The following is a 16,847-nucleotide window of genomic DNA, read 5'->3' on the forward strand; positions in this document are numbered from 1 at the left end:
CTACACACTACCGTAATGGCCGCCGGTGTTTTCGGCGGCCATTCAAGCAGGAGTCATTCATGGGTGAATCCCGCCATCAGCTTTTTCAGCAGTTCACGGCCAGCCAATGGGCCGGATTCCGAAAAGGCGTTGAGAAAGAAGGCCTGCGGGTCGATCGCAACGGCTACATCGCACAGACTCCGCACCCCCGCTCGCTGGGCTCCACGCTGACCCATCCGCGTATCACCACGGATTACTCCGAAGCCCTGCTGGAGCTGATTACCCCGGTGTTCGATACCACGCGAGGCATGCTCGACTCGCTCCGGGATACCCATCGGTTCGTTCAACACAACCTTGGGGATGAAGTGTTCTGGGCCGCCAGTATGCCTAGTGAACTGGACGGCGACGCGAGCATTCCCATTGCCGAGTATGGCACCGCCAATATCGGTCGCCTGAAGCATGTGTATCGCCAGGGGCTGGCCGTACGCTATGGCCGCATGATGCAAAGCATTGCCGGCGCTCACTACAACCTGTCGCTGCCAGACAGTTTCTGGCGGCTTTGGCAGGAAGCCCTTGGCAACCAGCAAAACCTGAAGGACTTCAAGTCAGACCAGTACTTCTGGCTGATCCGCAATTTCCGTCGCCGCAGTTGGATGTTGATGCTACTGTTCGGAGCGTCTCCGGCGCTGGATGCCAGCTTTGTGGCGGGTGTACGTCATGATCTGAGCAGGTTCGGTGGTGATACCTGGTATGGCCGCGAGGCCACATCGCTGCGCATGGGCGATTTGGGATACCACAACAACGCCCAGGCATCGCTGAACATCTGTTTCAATGAACTGAAGACCTACACCGATACCCTGTTCAGGGCAATTCACACCCCTTGGCCAGCCTACGAAGAGATGGGAACCCGGCGCGACGGCGAGTTCATCCAGATCAACACCAGCGTGTTGCAGATTGAGAACGAGTACTACAATGCCGTGCGGCCGAAGCGCACCACCGAGCGTGGGGAAAAGCCGATACAGGCCCTGGAGTCACGGGGCGTGGAGTACATTGAAGTGCGCTGTCTGGACCTGGATCCGTTCTCCCCGGTCGGCGTTAACGAAAGCCAGATCGATTTTCTTGACTTGTTCCTGCTGGATTGTCTGCTGTCAGACAGCCCACGCATTGACGATGACGAATGCGATCGCCTGGATGACAACTACCAGGATGTGGTGGCTCGGGGCCGGAATCCGGACTTGACGATCTGCCGTTCCGGTGAGCTGGGCCGGGTCGGTGACTCTGCCGCTGCCCTGCTGGATCGCCTTGGCCCCCTTGCGGAACAGCTGGACAGCTTGAACGGAGATTCCACCTATCGGCGAGCGCTTGATGATCAGCGTGCCAAGCTCGACGATCCGCGTGAGTTACCTTCAGCGAAGGTGCTTGAAGCCATGGAGGCTTCCGGCATGGGCCACCGGGAATGGGGGCTGAAAATGTCCAGGGAGCACCAGCAAACGCTTCGCGGGGAAGGGCTGACGCCGGACGTGATGGCGGCGTTCGAAAAGATGACCGCCGATTCGCTTTCCGAGCAGGCCGAGATGGAGCAGGCAGAGAACCAGCCATTCGGAGAATTCCTGGAGCAGTACCTGCAATCCTGAACCGGGAGAGTCCCTCCCGGTCGGGCGTCACACTCTCCCCGGACCTGTCGCACAGAAACGTAATTAACGTTTGTCACCTTCGGTTCGCGCTGTTAATTTCTGTAAGCAGAATGACAGCATCTGATGGTGGCTACAGGTAAAGGGAGAACCAGTATGGCCAGAGGCATCAAGTTGGGATGGGATGTTGAATCCCTGAACAAAGCCTATCGCCAGGGTTATATGGCCGCCTCTATGGGTATGGAGCGCAGCCGCTGTCCCTATCGCGGGGAAGTCGTTGTTGCCGCCTGGGAAGCGGGATGGGAAGACGCTGAGCAGGTGACCAATGAGGCGCAGCCGGTCGACGACCTGTTCTCCCGCATCGCCTGATGCCTGCGCCCGTCAATTGCTCACCCGTCCATTGTATTACTTCTGAACAACGAACTCCGTAAACAGCACACCGGTAATGCTCTCACCGGTCTGTTGTTCTTCCAATACAGTATTTATTCTCTTCGTGGCCTCTTCACGCAGCGACAGCTGTCCCTCGGTCGAGGATAGTTGTTCTGCGTCAGTCTGCTCCCCGAACAGCATCACCAACTCATGACGGAGTCTGGGCATGTGTGCCTCCAGCGCCGGACGAGTGGTTTCCTTCGACGCCCTGATGGTAACGGCGGCCTTCAGGTACGTCAGTTTGGTGCCTGGCTCCCCCACGTGGGTGACAAAGGGCGGATCCATTTCGATGTAGTCCGTGATCGCTGGTTCCTTTTCTTGCTCCTCCTGTGGCTCGTCTCCTCCTTCGTCCTCTTGGGCAAAGGCGGCTGGGGCCAGGGGGAAGGCAAGAAACAAGGTCAGAAGAACGTACTTTGGCTTAAGTGTCATAGGCTTGAAGTTCGTATTGGTTTAAGGTTAAGTGGCTGGGCGTACGCAGCCGCCACCTGATGCTGGGAGAATAGCAGGCTCAATGCGCGGTTGCAGCATCCGGTGCTTTACCGCTCAAGGCGGGAGACAGACTGACCTGAACGTTGACCCGAGGTACCCCTTTGAACTCCAGAGCCGTTTTCTTTCTGATATTCCTGCTATGCGCAGGGCTGCTTGGCGTGGCCTTCTACATGGAGCATGTAATGGGGCTGGAACCCTGTCCACTGTGTTGGCTGCAGCGATTCGGCTTTATGGCCGCAGGCATCGTCAGCCTGCTGGCAGCACTCCACGGCCCCCATGGGTTCGGTGCAAGGATCTATGGGTTGTTGTTGTCGGTCAGCGCCGGTGCTGGCCTGGCGATGGCGGGTCGACAATTGTGGCTTCAAAGTCTGCCGGCGGATCAGGTGCCAGCCTGCGGACCATCGGTGGATTACATGCTGGATGTGTTGCCCTGGATGGAGGTGTTGACCACGGCGCTGAAAGGCACGGGCGATTGCGCTGAAGTGACTTGGCATTTTCTGGGGCTCAGTATTCCTGGCTGGACGGCTATCTTTTTCTTGTCGCTGGTGATTGTCGGCCTGGTGATGCTGTTCCGGCCCCCAAGAAAACCGGAATGGATACAGGGATGAAACGGTTGCGACGGACCGCTGGCATGGGGTAACTTGAGTTTCGACACACTTGAGTTTCTATACAACAGGAATCAAACCAGAACCCGGTAACCGGAGATAGGCGTCATGTTGGATAATTGCCGTAATGCCAGGGAGCGTTGGGGTGGCGTCAGCGAGCTGATTGATCGCTGGCTGAAAGAAAGGCAGGAACTGCTGGTGCACTATTGCGATCTGTCCGGTACGACGGACTATTCCCAGACGGAGGCGCTGCGCACGAAATTTATCAAGCTGTGTGAGGTGCTGGTGGATTACGTTTCGGCAGGGCACTTCGAGATATACGAGCAATTGGTCCAGGAAGCCCGTGAATTCAACGACGGTGGGCTGGAGCTGGCGGCAAAGCTGTACCCAAGAATCGAGCAGACCACGGAAACGGCGCTCAATTTCAATGATCGCCTTAACGGTCAGTCGCTGACGGAGAGCGAAGTTCGCGATTTGTTCCAGCAGTTATCAGAGTTAGGCGAAACCTTGGAAAGCCGGTTTGAGATGGAAGATTTCCTGATTGAGCATCTGCACAATGCCCACGCTGACAAGGTAATGTCGTCGGCTTGAGGTGAAGGTTGGACCTCCCCCCGATTTCAAAAGGAAATGGGGGGAGTAGCCGTTGCCAAGCGGCTTATTTATTCCGGGTTGATTTCCAGAAGTTCCACGTCAAAGACCAGGGTCTCGTTGGGCCCGATCCGTTGGTTTCCTCCTGGCCCATAAGCCAGCTCCGAAGGAATGTAGAGTTTCGCCCTGCTGCCTTCAGACATCAGTTGCAGTCCTTCTGTCCAGCCTGGTATGACCTGGTTCAGGCCAAAGGTGACCGGCTCGCCACGTTCGCGGGAGCTGTCGAATACTTCGCCTGAAATCAACTCACCGGTGTAGTGCACCTGTACGCGGTCTTCGGCCGTTGGCTTTTCGCCATCGCCTTCTTCCAGGATTTCATATTGCAGGCCGGATTCCGTGGTTTTGACACCATCGCGTTCGGCGTTTTCCGCGAGGAACTGTTCCCCGGCTTCCTGATTTTTCTTCGCCAGCTCTCCCGCCTTGGCCGATTCCTGCTCCTGGAGCTGGGTCTGGTAGGCCATCAGGGCTTCCTGGATTTCCTCACGGCTCATTCGCGTCTGTTCTTCATCGCCGGCGTGGCCGTGCTGAATGCCTTGAAGGAATTGCTCCATTTTAAGGTTTGGCAGGTCATTGCTCATTCTCTGGCCCATGACCAGGCCCATGCCGTAGCTGACTTTCTCATCCGTGGATTCCAGCGCCGGATCTTCCGGAACCGCTTCCTGGGAAGAGGAACAGCCTGCCATGACACCGGCCACAGTCAGTGCGATCAGGGTTTTTCTCATTACATCGTCCTTAGTTAAGCTTGCATTGAATGATCGGGAACGCACAAAAGGTAACGGGTTCTGTGGCCAGATGCCACTGAACATGTGTTAAGGAAGGGTGTAATCTTAGCTACCGTTATTGGCAGTGTCAGGGCCGAGCGAAAAAGGTGCGCGGTAGGGTGATTGCCAATCGGTTTCCGAGTCGGACACGGGCGGGCGCACGCTTTTGCTTTCAGATCGCTCTATCGCCAACGCGTTCCACGGGCCTTGCGCAGGCGGCTTGTCAGCATAGTGCCAACTGCCGTCACTGTCCCGCCATTTGAAGACGATGTCGGGCCCTTCAGTCGGAACCGGTGAGGGAACCAGACCCTCAAACGCGGGAATTTCCGAGTTGGTTTCGGCCTTTGCGGGTTCGCTGGTGGTTTCGGCAGGGTCATTCAGGCCGAAAAACATGAGAGCCACTAAAACGCCCAGTGCAGGAAACGCTAGCCGGATTAGCCATTTCATCAACATGGCTTGTTATCTCCTTCAACGAGTGTCGACAGTTCTCTGGTCAATGTGTCCAGCAAGCTGCCGGTCTCGTTATCCATTGTCTTCTCAGGTGCTGCGGCGAGCAAGTTGTTAAGGGCCAGTCTGGCCAATGGTATCTCACTGCTGCCTGTATGTTTGTCTGAAACCAGAGCCTGATAGCTCAGGGCCAGTTCCACTCGTTCCGCTTCAAGTTCGCTACGGGCAATGCACTCTCTTACAATAGCAGTGCTGGGGTTATTTTTCGTAATGGTTTTCTTCGCTGATCGGAGCGGCTCCGTAACCTGGCGCCGCCATGCGACAACCTGCGCGCTCTCAGTGCCCGGAAACACGTTGCCTGACGTGGCCAGCCACGCTGCGCAGAGAATCCGGGTGACGCTCCAACCCCGGTTCTGCAGAGCGAGGCATGCATCCTGTGCCGCAGAGGACTCCCAGAAACGACAGGCAAACCGCCACAATGGGTTTTCCGGATCTGCATCCTCAGGTATCTTGCTACCGCTACACGCCATAGGGGCCAAGCCGGTTCCTTATCAAACGTTCCTTGATACCATTACGTTATGCTTACGATAACCGATCTCAGTTTACAACGAGGTGGCGTCTGGTTGCTAGAAGCCGTCAACCTGACCATCCAGCCTGGCCAACGGGTAGCGATAGTGGGCGCCAATGGTGCTGGTAAGTCCAGCCTGTTCCAGTTGTTGCTGGGGCAGTTGGCGCCGGAACAGGGCAGTGCGTCTCTGCCCGGAGGGTGCCGAATCGCCCACATGGCCCAGGAAGTGGCCGCCTCGTCCCGTACCGCCCGGGATTTTGTGCTGGATGGCGATTATGATCTGCGACGCATGGAGTCCGAACTGGCTGATGCGGAAGAACGGGGAGACGATCACGGCATTGCCCGTATCCATGGCGAACTTGATATCCATGAAGCCTGGTCTGCGCCGCGCCGCGCGGAATCGCTGCTGAGAGGTTTGGGGTTTTCGGATGCTGACGCCGACCGACCGGTGTCCTCGTTTTCTGGCGGCTGGCGGATACGCCTCAATCTGGCCCAGGCTCTGATGCGCCCGTCAGATCTGCTGCTGTTGGACGAACCCACCAACCACCTGGATCTGGACGCCTGCCTTTGGCTTGAGAACTGGCTGCGGCGATACGAGGGCACCCTATTGTTCATTTCACACGACCGGGACTTCATGGATCGTGTAGCGACCCACCTGGTGCATTTCGATCAGCGGCGGCTGGACCTGTATACGGGGAATTACTCGTCATTTGAGACTCAGCGCAGCGAACGTATTGCGCAACAACAGGCCGGTTTTGAGCGCCAGCAGGCGAGAATCGCCGAGATTCAGCGTTTCATCGATCGTTTCAAAGCAAAAGCCACGAAAGCCCGCCAGGCCCAGAGCCGGGTCAAAGCGCTGGAACGTATGGAGAAAATTGCTCCGGCCCATGTGGATTCGCCGTTCAGTTTCGAGTTTCCGGTAGCCGATAAGGTGTCCAATCCGCTGATGTCGATTCGTAACGGCGCGGCCGGTTATGGCGATGCCGTTGTGCTCGAAGGCATTAATCTGTCTCTGCTGCCAGGCAGTCGCGTTGGTCTTCTGGGCCCCAATGGCGCTGGTAAGTCCACGTTAATGGATGCCCTGCGGGGACAAAGCACGCTGTTGCGAGGTGAGCGGACCACGGGAGAACACGTGGCGATCGGGTATTTTGCCCAGCATCAGTTGGAGTCACTGGATCTGGATGCGAGCCCATTCCTGCACCTGCAGCGGCTGGCTCCGAAAGCCTCCGAGCAAAGTGTCCGTAATTTTTTGGGAGGCTTCGACTTCCACGGCGACGAGGCCCTGAGCGCTATACGCTCATTCTCCGGTGGCGAAAAGGCTCGCGTAGCGTTGGCGGTGATTGCCTGGCAAAAGCCCAACCTGTTGCTGCTGGACGAGCCCACCAACCATCTGGATCTGGAAATGCGTCAGGCCTTGATCATGGCGCTGCAAAACTTTGAGGGGGCGATTGTGGTGGTCTCTCACGATCGTCACCTGCTGCGCAACACGGTCGATGACTTCTGGTTGGTGAACGAGGGGCGGGTCACGGAATACGAAGGCGACCTGGAAGACTACGAGCGCTGGCTGGCGGACCGTCGCAAGGACGAAACCGAAGCTCCACGCCGGGAAAATAGCGAGGCCCAGACAGCCGGCGATAACGCGTTGGCTGCGGATAGTGGTGCTGGCGAGAACGCCGAAGATCGCAAGGCCCGAAAGCGGGCGGAGGCGGCCGTTCGCCAGAAACTTAGCCCCTACCGCAAGCAACAGGCTGCACTGGAGAAAGAGATGGATCAGCTCCAGTCCACGCTGGTGACGCTAGAGCAGAGCCTTTCAGAGCCGGAGCTCTACGCCGATCAGGGCAAGCAGAAGCTAAAGGAGCTTTTGGGGCAACAGGCCACCGCAAAGAGTCGTCTGGCAGAGGTGGAAGCCGAATGGCTTGAAATTAGCGAAACGGTCGAGAGCCTTGAGGCAGAACTAACGCCCTAGAATTTCACCTCCAGGGTGAAATCCTGTTTGGCCAAGTAATCCCGTTCGTTTTCAAGATCGGCCAGGGTCAGCGGGCGTTCATCCAGCCATCCTTCAGTGAATTCCAGCGCCAGACCGTTGTTGGACGGGTGCAGGCGGAATTCGGGTGGCTGCTCATGATTCCGCGGATGCTGTAAAAGCACTGCCAGTCGAACCAGCACACACAGGTAGCGTAGACGGGGAATGTCTTCGGAGTTCAGCCCGTCGAAAATGGCGGGAGAGAACTTGCGCCGGTGCCCGCGCACCAGCGTTGCCAGGTCGCGCTGGAACTGCTGGCTGAAGCCGGGAAGGTCGGAATACCGCAGCAGGTAGGCGCCATGCTTGTGGTACTGACTGTGTGAAATGGTCAGGCCGATCTCATGCAATCGGCAGGCCCAGCGCAGCACCTCTTCATCTGCCGCCGTGTCTAGCTCCCAAGTGTTGGCCACCTGCTTCCAGGCTGCGATAGCGGTATGCTCCACGGCACTGCCGTGGTCCTGGTCTACGTGGTAGCGTTCCTGCAAGGCCTGTATCGTTCGTACCCTTACATCTTCGTGCTGAATGCGGCCGGCGATGTCGTAGAGCAAGCCTTCCCTAAGAGCGCCATCAGCGAACGTCATTTCCGTTATCCGTAGGGATTGGAACGCACCCATCAAAATCGCAAACCCTGCCGGGAAGATACTTTGCCGGTCGGCGCGGACGCCCAAGTTACCGAGTTTCTCAGCCTTACCCATGTCTACCAGCCGGGTTCTGAGTTCCATCATCGCGTCCAGGGTGATCGCGCCGTCAATGATCCTGAGGCTGGTCAACACACTGGCAATCGCCTTGATCGAGCCGGATGACCCCACCGCGCTTTGCCAGCCCTTGTTGCGGAAGTGCTGACGGATGTTAAGCAGTTCCTGTTCGGCGTGGGTAACGGCCTTGTCCATTTGCTTTCGGGTGATCTTGCCGTCCGGAAAGTATCGGTTGCGGAACGACACGCAGCCCATGTGTAGACTTTCCAGCTCCTGGGGTTCGAAGCGCTCTCCGATGATAAACTCAGTACTGCCGCCCCCGATATCAATCACCAGGCGCCGGCCCTTGTCATCCGATAGGGTGTGTGACACCCCAAGGTAAATCAGGCGGGCCTCCTCGCGGCCGGCGATAATCTCCACTGGGTATCCCAGCACATCTTCCGCCCTGGTCATGAATTCATGGGCGTTGCGCGCCACCCGCAACGCGTTGGTTCCCACCACCTGAACCGCCTCCGGCGGCATGCCCTGAAGCCTCTGGGCAAAACGGCTAAGGCAGGCCAGCGCACGTTCCTGAGTCTCTTCGGTGAGGCGGTTATGACTGTCCAGCCCGGCGCCGAGCTGCACCTTTTCCCCCATCTTCTCCAGGGTGCGGATTTCACCGTGAACCAGACGGGCCACCACCATGTGGAAACTGTTGGAGCCCATATCGATTGCAGCGAGCAGTTCTGGCGGGGTGGCGGAAGAGTTGGCCGTCACGTGTATTGAATTCCTTCTGCCAGGCCCTAAATAGAGGGAAAGGGAACTTGAAAGAATGCGTGCCGGAAACGCGGCAGCGTTCATGTAACCATCTTTGTCAGGGCGAAGGCGGGCGTTAACCACCATGCCTGGGGATTACTATAAGCGATATGCGGTGTAACGCAATGGGGCGTCAACGCTCAAGATGAGGGTAATCCGAAGTGCCGGGGTGGAACGAAGCGCTTCACATACGCCTGACCAATCGCGTAAAGTAAGGCTTACAATAATTTAGGAAATCGGTTGCCCCAAGCCTTTTGCGGCAGCTGTCAGAACAGTCAACAGCATCATTCAGGCGGCCAGAGCCGCTGGTGGGTGCACGAATCGGGAAACTGAAATGAGCGGAAATATTGTAAACGTTACAGACGCCTCTTTTGAGCAGGATGTACTGCAGTCAGACGTACCGGTACTGGTCGACTACTGGGCAGAATGGTGCGGCCCATGCAAGATGATCGCGCCGGTTCTGGAAGAAATGGCTGAAGAGTACGAAGGCAAGCTGAAAGTCTGCAAACTGAACATCGACGAAAACGAGCAGACCCCGCCCAAATTCAACATCCGCGGCATCCCCACCCTGATGCTGTTCAAAAACGGCAACGTGGACGCCACCAAAGTGGGCGCACTGTCCAAGTCACAACTGGCTGCGTTCCTCGACAGCAACCTCTGATTGCTGCCACCGGCCAAAACCGCCCCTGAGCCAAGGTTCACGGGCGGTTTTTTATTACCAGGCAAGCAATATATCAGGCGAGTGATGCCATGCCTTCTTCCGAAAATGTGCGGAGCCAAGGATGGCGGAGCCCAAGCGTACACGGACGTATTCAAAGCGTTTTTCGGAAGAAGGCATGGCATTGCTTGCCGTCTGGTTGAAAGAACTTTGAGGACTACTCCCAGCTTTGGCTGCGATCCAAATCGGCAGCCTTCTGCTCAACCCAGTGCTCCGTGTCGCCCGTAATCTCCTTCTTCCAGAACGGCGCCGACGTCTTCAGCGCATCCATGATGAACTCACAGGCCGCAAACGCATCCCCGCGGTGGGCACTGCATACCCCCACAAACACAATCTGATCAGCCAATGACAGCGATCCCACCCGGTGAATAATCCGCGCGTCCCGCACATCCCAGCGTTGTGAGGCTTCATGAACCAGCCCCTCGATAACCTGCTCAGTCATCCCCGGATAGTGTTCCAGAAACAGCCCTGTCACGCCGCTCAGGTCACCACTGTCCCGAACCAGTCCGGTAAACGTCGCGATGGCCCCGGTGCCGGAACCACTGTTCCGAAGGGCGCGATACTCTTCAGCAGAGTCAAAATCCTGTTGCTGAACGCGAATCACATCAACCTCCTGTCACGGGCGGGAAAAAGGCCACTTCATCGCCAGGTTGCAACGCCCTGTCAGGCTTGGTCATCACCTGATTAACCGCAATCATCACCGGTTGCGCGCCGTCCAGTTGGGCCCAGTGCCCCCCTTTAGAGGCAAGGCTGTGCAGCAGTTGCCCGGCTGTCAGCCCGGGTTGGGCCTCAACGGTCAACGTGGTGGTATCCAGTTCCTCCCTCAGACGGGCAAAGAACTTCACAGTAATAGAATTATCCGTAGCCATGGTCATTCCAGCAGCTCCGCAAACGAGTAGTAGATAACAGGGTCGCCGAGGGTAATGGTCGTGTTTTCAGGCACCACAGCCAATCCCTCAGCCCAGCACGCAGAGCTAAGCACACCGGAGCTCTGGTTGGGATAGGCCGTGATCGTCAGTCCGTCATCGCCAATGCTCTTACGAGCGCGGACGTACTGCCGACGAATCGACGGCTTCTCCGTTGAAAATCCGGCCGGGATCCATTCACCTCGGCCCGTAACGCCCGTCCGGCCCTGGCAGGCGCGAATAAACGGAATGCCCATCACCATAAAGCTGACCAGTACTGCCACCGGATTACCGGGCAGGCCCAGAACCGGAGTGCCGCCAATCGTACCGAAAGCCATTGGTTTGCCCGGTTTGCTGGCCAGTCGCCATAGGGACAGGTCGCCTGACTCCTCCAGCACCGCCCGAACGTGGTCCTCTTCGCCCACCGACACGCCGCCGCTGGTGATGATCAGGTCGGCCTCGGCTGCGGCCCGCTCAAGAGTGCTGCGGGTCGCTTCCCGGGCGTCCTTCAAGGTCTCGCAAAGCACCACCTCGCAGCCTGCTTTCGCCAGCAGCCCCAGCATGGTGTAGCGATTGCTATTATAGATCTGTCCGGGCCCCAGGGGTTGTCCGGGGTCCACCAGCTCGTCACCGGTCGTGAGAATGGCGACTTTCAGTTTTGCGTACACGGCAACGTCTGCCACACCAATGGAACCCAGCAGGCCCATTTCCTGGGGGCGGATCTTGGTGCCCGCCGCCAGTGCCAGCTCGCCCTGAGCCAGATCCTGGCCACGGCGACGGATATTCTGGCCTTCGCTGACAGGCCCATTGACGGTGATACTGTCCCCGCACACGCTGACCCGTTCCTGCATGATGACTGCGTCTGCGCCAGAGGGGATTTCCGAGCCTGTGAAAAGACGTACGGCTGTTCCGGGCTCAAGGGTCAGGCGCTTTTCACCGGCAGCTGTGCGTCCAGACACCGGCAGTGGTCCCCCGCCGGCAAGATCTCCGGCACGCACGGCGTAACCGTCGACGGCACTGTTATCCGCTGGCGGTACATCCGCCGGAACCGTGTAATCCCGGGCCAGAACCCGGTCCAGACAATTTGTCAGTGCCACGGTTTGCGAGTGCGTGATTGGACGCGCCCGGGCAACCAGATGATCAATGGCTTCTTCAACGGGAGTCAGATCAGAGCTTGCCATGGGTTATCGCTCCGCGCGCTCGCCAATAACCTGGTTGATCCGGTTGAGAGGCTTGTCCGGCTTGCCGAGGGCCAGATCTGAGAAATTGCAGGGGGCGTGACGGCTGTCCAATTGGCTGACCAGAATGCCATTCCAGCCCGTGCGACAGGCACTTGTGGAGCCGGGCAGGCAGAAAATCACCGTGTGATTGGCTAACCCTCCAAAAGCTCGGGACTGAATAGTGGAAGAGCCAATCTCGCTGGCGGAAAGCCGACGGAACTCCTCTCCGAAGCCGTCGATGGCTTTGTCCAGCAGTGGGGTGACCGCTTCCGGTGTGCTGTCGCGCTCATGGAAGCCGGTGCCGCCGGTGATGATTGCCACGTTGATCTCCGGGTCGGCAATCCAGCCTGACATCAGCGCCCGTATGAGATAGACATCATCAGGGAGGATGCGTCGGGCGACCAGTCGGTGGCCCGCTTCGAGTATGCTGTTCTCCAGAAACTGCCCCGATGAGTCTTCCGCTTCGCCACGGCTGTCAGACACTGTCAGCAGGGCGACGCTCAGGGGTTTCAGTTCGACGGTGGTGTCGCTGCTCATGGGTGTTCTCCGAAGTCTTTAAGGTCTGTCTAATAGTATCTCTATTGGGAATGATGAATGGAAGGGGAGTAAGCTATCAGAGGGGTGTTGAGTATTCGCAGATGCCACAGAAGTGCCCGCAAGGAGAATTTGGTTCAAAAATGCGCGACATTACTTGACATTGGTACGCAAGGTGACTGATGATCGCTGTTGCCCGGCGAACGGTTGTTCTTCCTGTCTCTGGCTTCAGTACCTTTCCGGACTCCATCTACACCGGTTGCTCCATCTGGCCAGCACCAAGTTCAACGTATATCCGATCAATCCGTTTAGGGGCATCCCTTTCATTCCAATATTCGTTTACTTCCATTCCTGACTATCTAACAACCTATGAATCTTACTGAACTCAAGCAGAACTCCATGCCCGAATTGCTCGATATTGCGCAAGAGATGGGCCTCGATAACCTGGCTCGCTCGCGCAAGCAGGATGTCATCTTCACGATCCTGAAGAGGCATGCGAAAAGCGGCGAAGACATCTACGGTGATGGCGTACTGGAAATTCTGCAGGACGGTTTCGGTTTCCTCCGTTCCGCCGATGCTTCATACCTTGCCGGTCCTGACGACATCTACGTGTCGCCAAGCCAGATTCGCCGTTTCAACCTGAGGACGGGTGACACCGTTGCCGGCAAGATCCGCCCGCCGAAAGACGGCGAGCGTTACTTTGCCCTGTTGAAAGTTAATGAGATTAACTTCGACAAGCCGGACAACGCCCGAAACAAGATCCTGTTCGAGAACCTCACGCCGCTATTCCCCGACGAGCGCCTGATGCTCGAAGCCGGTAATGGTAGCACCGAGGATCTGTCTTCCCGGGTTCTGGATCTGGTCGCGCCCATCGGCAAGGGCCAGCGTGGCCTGATCGTGTCTCCGCCCAAAGCTGGTAAAACGTTGCTTATGCAGAGCATCGCCCAGTCCATCACCCGTAACAATCCAGAGTGCCATGTGATGGTGCTGCTGATTGATGAGCGTCCGGAAGAAGTGACCGAGATGCAGCGCACCGTGCGTGGTGAAGTGATTGCCTCCACCTTCGATGAGCCCCCGGCCCGTCACGTGCAGGTGGCCGAGATGGTTATCGAAAAGGCCAAGCGCCTGGTTGAGCACAAGAAAGATGTGGTGATTCTGCTGGATTCCATCACCCGTCTGGCTCGTGCCTACAACACGGTGATTCCGTCCTCCGGTAAGGTGCTGACTGGTGGTGTTGACGCCCACGCCCTTGAGAAGCCCAAGCGGTTCTTTGGCGCGGCCCGTAACGTGGAAGAGGGCGGCAGCCTGACCATTCTTGCCACCGCGCTGGTCAACACGGGCTCCAAGATGGATGAAGTCATCTACGAGGAGTTCAAGGGCACCGGTAACATGGAGATTCACCTGGATCGCAAGATCGCCGAGAGGCGCACTTATCCGGCTCTCAATATCCGCAGCTCCGGCACCCGCCGTGAAGATCTGCTGATGAGTGAGGCGGATATCCAGCGTATCTGGATTCTCCGCAAGCTGCTGCACTCCATGGACGACGACACCGGTGCCATTGAGTTCCTGCTGGACAAGCTGCGTGAAACCAAGACCAACGACGAATTCTTCCAGTCAATGAAGCGTCGTTAAGTCCTGCTGCGCCTCAGGTTTGGGGGCAGGCGGAGCCGGGGTGAGCTGCCCCGGACACGCCGTGAACCCATCCCTGGGGGCTCGGCATTGCCATCCCTGGCAATGCACGGTCCGGGGCAGCTCACCCCGACTCCGCCGTCCAGAGTTGGTACGCGCACTGATCCCCCATCCAGTTCCCGCACCCACGCAGGAATCCAAGCCAATACCCAGGCCGAACCAAAACCGAAGAATTCGCGTACAATGCCGGAATCAACCGGAGTAGCCGATGAAATACAACGACCTGAGAGACTTCATAGGCCAGCTTGAAAAGCTGGGAGAGCTGAAGCGTATTTCAGTGGAAGTCGATCCCCACCTGGAAATGACCGAGATCTGCGACCGCACCCTGCGAGCAGGTGGCCCCGCGTTGTTGTTCGAAAACCCTAAAGGCTACGACATGCCCGTGCTGGCCAATCTGTTTGGCACGCCGAAGCGCGTTGCTATGGGCATGGGGCAGGACGACGTGACCGCGCTGCGGGACATCGGCAAGCTGCTCGCCTTCCTGAAAGAACCTGATCCTCCCAAGGGCTTCAAAGACGCCATCGAGAAACTGCCGCTGTTCCGGCAGGTGATGCGCATGAGCCCCAAGGTGCTTCGCTCCGCGCCCTGCCAGGACGTGGTGATCGAAAAAGACCAGGTGGATCTGTACCAGATACCGGTCCAGCATTGCTGGCCGGGTGATGCCGGGCCGTTGGTGACCTGGCCGCTGGTGATAACCCGTGGTCCGAACAAGGAGCGCCAGAATCTGGGCATTTACCGGCAACAGGTGATTGGCCGTAACCGGCTGATTATGCGCTGGCTCAGCCATCGCGGAGGTGCGCTGGATTTCCTGGAATTCCAGAAGGCCAATCCGGGTAAGCCCTATCCTGTGGCCGTCGCCCTTGGGGCAGACCCGGCGACCATCCTGGGTGCGGTGACGCCGGTGCCGGATTCGTTATCGGAATACGCTTTTGCTGGCCTGCTTCGGGGTGGTCGAACCGAGTTGGTGCAGTGTGGCCTGAGCGACCTGCAGGTGCCGGCCAGTGCCGAGATTGTGCTGGAAGGTTTTATCTATCCGGATGATATGGCGCCGGAAGGACCGTTCGGGGATCACACGGGGTATTACAATGAAGTGGATGAGTTCCCGGTGTTTACTGTCGAGCGGATGACCCACCGCAAAGACCCTGTTTATCACAGCACCTACACCGGCCGCCCGCCCGATGAACCAGCGATCCTTGGCGTAGCGCTTAATGAAGTGTTCATCCCCATTCTGCAGAAGCAGTTCCCCGAGATTGTGGATTTTTACCTGCCTCCTGAGGGGTGCTCCTACCGTCTTGCAGTGGTGACCATGAAGAAACAGTACCCCGGCCATGCCAAACGGGTGATGATGGGAGTATGGTCATTCCTGCGGCAGTTCATGTACACCAAGTTTGTGATTGTCACCGACGATGACGTGAACGCCCGGGACTGGAAAGACGTGATTTGGGCCATGACGACCCGCATGGACCCATCCAGGGATACCACGTTGGTTGAGAGTACCCCCATCGACTACCTGGACTTCGCTTCACCGGTGTCCGGTCTGGGCTCGAAAATGGGGATGGATGCTACCAGCAAATGGCCGGGTGAAACCGATCGGGAGTGGGGCACACCCATTACCATGTCCGACGACGTCAAAAAGCGTGTTGATGACATATGGGATAGCCTGGGGATTGAAGTTTCATCCGATCGCCCCGATTGATATGGCCAGCCGTGAATGTTGTATTCAACTCGCACCGGCGGCGTTGTCCTTTGTCGCAGCCGCCGACGAGACGCTGCTTACGGCAGCCGGCAGGGCGGGTATTGCGGTTCCCGCGGCCTGTCGCAATGGCGTGTGCGAGCTCTGTGAGGCTCGCCTGGTCCGTGGTGAGGCCCTGAACACCCGCAATCAACACATAATTCCGGTCACCGGGCGACTAATGATGTGTCGCACCCTAGCGCTCAGTGACCTTGAACTGGAGATAGACGCCGTTATGGCAGCCGGAGACAACCAGCCTCGCAAGTTCCAGGCAAAGGTGGTGGACGTGCGTTCCATCAGCCACGATGTATACCGTGTGGAGCTGCAACTGCCCCGTCGCCGGGAACTGTCGTTTCACGCTGGCCAGTACCTGTCCGTGAACCTGCCAGATGCTGATCCCTGTTACTTCTCCATCGCCAGCAGTCCGTCTGACGATTTGATCGAACTGCACATCCAGGCGACACCGGAGTGGGTGTCTGCTCAGAAGGTGATTGACGCACTGACCTCTGGCGGAGAGGTGACCGTTGAGCTGCCTCACGGCCGCGCATGTCTGGCGTCCGCGCCGGACAAACCGTTGTTGTTGGTCGCCGCCGGAACCGGCTTTGCGCAAATGAAGAGCTTGGTGGACTACCTGCGAAAAACGTCTTACGACAAACCCGTGAAGTTCTACTGGGGCGTTCGCCGCCACGAGGACATGTACCTGCGATCCCTGGCCGAGCAGTGGCAGGAATCCTGGCCGCCGTTTACGTTCCTGCCCGTGGTAGGAGATGACGAAGACAACGAGTGGAGTGGCCACCACGACCAGCTGGTCCGTACGGTGCTGGCATCGGGGATGGACTGGAACAACGTGGAAGTCCACGCCAGCGGCTCGCCGACAATGGTGTATACGCTGATGGATGCCTTGATAGAGGCCGGGTTACCGCAGGCGGCGTTCTTCTCTGATGTGTTGGAATACGCCCCCAGGGGGTGAGGCCCCACC

At 57.9% G+C, this 16,847-nt stretch carries 18 protein-coding genes; 9 read left to right on the plus strand and 9 right to left on the minus strand.

Annotation, left to right across the window (positions count from 1 at the left end; all coding sequences use genetic code 11):
• Positions 1-59 precede the first annotated feature (59 nt).
• Both gshA and rmf read left to right on the plus strand, forming a co-directional pair.
• Positions 60-1,613, plus strand: a complete 1,554-nt coding sequence (gene gshA, locus AC0B60_RS14150; protein ID WP_465086477.1) for a glutamate--cysteine ligase — start codon at positions 60-62, stop codon at positions 1,611-1,613.
• A gap of 153 nt (positions 1,614-1,766) precedes the next feature.
• A complete protein-coding gene (gene rmf, locus AC0B60_RS14155) occupies positions 1,767-1,979 on the plus strand; it encodes a ribosome modulation factor (RefSeq protein WP_465086478.1) in 213 nt (70 codons plus the stop codon).
• A 36-nt stretch (positions 1,980-2,015) separates the two neighbouring features.
• Here the strand turns inward: rmf and AC0B60_RS14160 are convergent, their stop codons facing one another.
• Complete coding sequence (locus AC0B60_RS14160; RefSeq protein WP_465086479.1) at positions 2,016-2,468, minus strand: flagellar basal body-associated FliL family protein; 453 nt, start codon at positions 2,466-2,468, stop codon at positions 2,016-2,018.
• Positions 2,469-2,629: 161 nt separating this feature from the next.
• On the opposite strand from AC0B60_RS14160, the gene AC0B60_RS14165 reads away from it, so the two are divergent.
• Together AC0B60_RS14165 and rsd are read left to right on the plus strand one after the other, a co-directional pair.
• The gene (locus AC0B60_RS14165) at positions 2,630-3,136 is read left to right on the plus strand and encodes a disulfide bond formation protein B (protein WP_465086480.1); all 507 of its coding nucleotides are present in this window, start codon (positions 2,630-2,632) and stop codon (positions 3,134-3,136) included.
• Between the two features lie 105 nt (positions 3,137-3,241).
• The gene (gene rsd, locus AC0B60_RS14170) at positions 3,242-3,724 is read left to right on the plus strand and encodes a sigma D regulator (protein WP_465086481.1); all 483 of its coding nucleotides are present in this window, start codon (positions 3,242-3,244) and stop codon (positions 3,722-3,724) included.
• A 68-nt stretch (positions 3,725-3,792) separates the two neighbouring features.
• On the opposite strand, the gene AC0B60_RS14175 is transcribed toward rsd, so the two are convergent.
• The 3 genes from AC0B60_RS14175 to AC0B60_RS14185 form a co-directional block, all read right to left on the minus strand.
• Entirely contained in the window at positions 3,793-4,503 is a 711-nt protein-coding gene (locus AC0B60_RS14175) for an FKBP-type peptidyl-prolyl cis-trans isomerase (protein WP_465086482.1), read from the minus strand.
• Between the two features lie 105 nt (positions 4,504-4,608).
• Positions 4,609-4,995, minus strand: a complete 387-nt coding sequence (locus AC0B60_RS14180) for a DUF4124 domain-containing protein (protein ID WP_465086483.1) — start codon at positions 4,993-4,995, stop codon at positions 4,609-4,611.
• Entirely contained in the window at positions 4,989-5,519 is a 531-nt protein-coding gene (locus AC0B60_RS14185) for a DUF2390 domain-containing protein (RefSeq protein WP_465086604.1), read from the minus strand. Before AC0B60_RS14185 ends, AC0B60_RS14180 begins: the two co-directional genes overlap by 7 nt.
• A gap of 48 nt (positions 5,520-5,567) precedes the next feature.
• On the opposite strand from AC0B60_RS14185, the gene AC0B60_RS14190 reads away from it, so the two are divergent.
• Complete coding sequence (locus AC0B60_RS14190; protein ID WP_465086484.1) at positions 5,568-7,523, plus strand: ATP-binding cassette domain-containing protein; 1,956 nt, start codon at positions 5,568-5,570, stop codon at positions 7,521-7,523.
• Here AC0B60_RS14190 and ppx read toward each other — a convergent pair.
• Positions 7,520-9,031 (minus strand): exopolyphosphatase, encoded by a 1,512-nt coding sequence (ppx, locus tag AC0B60_RS14195; protein WP_465086485.1) that lies wholly within the window; start codon positions 9,029-9,031, stop codon positions 7,520-7,522. The genes AC0B60_RS14190 and ppx overlap by 4 nt on opposite strands.
• A 373-nt stretch (positions 9,032-9,404) precedes the next feature.
• On the opposite strand from ppx, the gene trxA reads away from it, so the two are divergent.
• The gene (gene trxA, locus AC0B60_RS14200; RefSeq protein WP_007153552.1) at positions 9,405-9,731 is read left to right on the plus strand and encodes a thioredoxin TrxA; all 327 of its coding nucleotides are present in this window, start codon (positions 9,405-9,407) and stop codon (positions 9,729-9,731) included.
• 214 nt (positions 9,732-9,945) lie between these two features.
• On the opposite strand, the gene AC0B60_RS14205 is transcribed toward trxA, so the two are convergent.
• From AC0B60_RS14205 to moaB, 4 genes are read right to left on the minus strand one after another with little or no spacing between them, the layout of a single operon-like run.
• Positions 9,946-10,392 (minus strand): molybdenum cofactor biosynthesis protein MoaE, encoded by a 447-nt coding sequence (locus AC0B60_RS14205; protein WP_465086486.1) that lies wholly within the window; start codon positions 10,390-10,392, stop codon positions 9,946-9,948.
• 1 nt (position 10,393) lies between these two features.
• Entirely contained in the window at positions 10,394-10,663 is a 270-nt protein-coding gene (moaD, locus tag AC0B60_RS14210; protein WP_465086487.1) for a molybdopterin converting factor subunit 1, read from the minus strand.
• Complete coding sequence (locus AC0B60_RS14215; protein WP_465086488.1) at positions 10,660-11,874, minus strand: molybdopterin molybdotransferase MoeA; 1,215 nt, start codon at positions 11,872-11,874, stop codon at positions 10,660-10,662. Before AC0B60_RS14215 ends, moaD begins: the two co-directional genes overlap by 4 nt.
• A gap of 3 nt (positions 11,875-11,877) precedes the next feature.
• Entirely contained in the window at positions 11,878-12,450 is a 573-nt protein-coding gene (moaB, locus tag AC0B60_RS14220; protein ID WP_465086489.1) for a molybdenum cofactor biosynthesis protein B, read from the minus strand.
• A 366-nt stretch (positions 12,451-12,816) separates the two neighbouring features.
• Between moaB and rho the strand changes: the two genes are divergently transcribed.
• From rho to AC0B60_RS14235, 3 genes are all read left to right on the plus strand, one after another.
• Complete coding sequence (gene rho, locus AC0B60_RS14225) at positions 12,817-14,079, plus strand: transcription termination factor Rho (RefSeq protein ID WP_465086490.1); 1,263 nt, start codon at positions 12,817-12,819, stop codon at positions 14,077-14,079.
• Between the two features lie 265 nt (positions 14,080-14,344).
• Positions 14,345-15,832 carry a 4-hydroxy-3-polyprenylbenzoate decarboxylase gene (ubiD, locus tag AC0B60_RS14230; RefSeq protein WP_465086491.1) on the plus strand — a complete coding sequence of 496 codons (1,488 nt, stop codon included), beginning with the start codon at positions 14,345-14,347 and terminating at the stop codon, positions 15,830-15,832.
• Between the two features lies 1 nt (position 15,833).
• Complete coding sequence (locus tag AC0B60_RS14235) at positions 15,834-16,838, plus strand: 2Fe-2S iron-sulfur cluster-binding protein (RefSeq protein ID WP_465086606.1); 1,005 nt, start codon at positions 15,834-15,836, stop codon at positions 16,836-16,838.
• The last annotated feature ends 9 nt before the right edge of the window (positions 16,839-16,847 follow it).

It is taken from the genome of Marinobacter sp. V34, assembly GCF_055524115.1.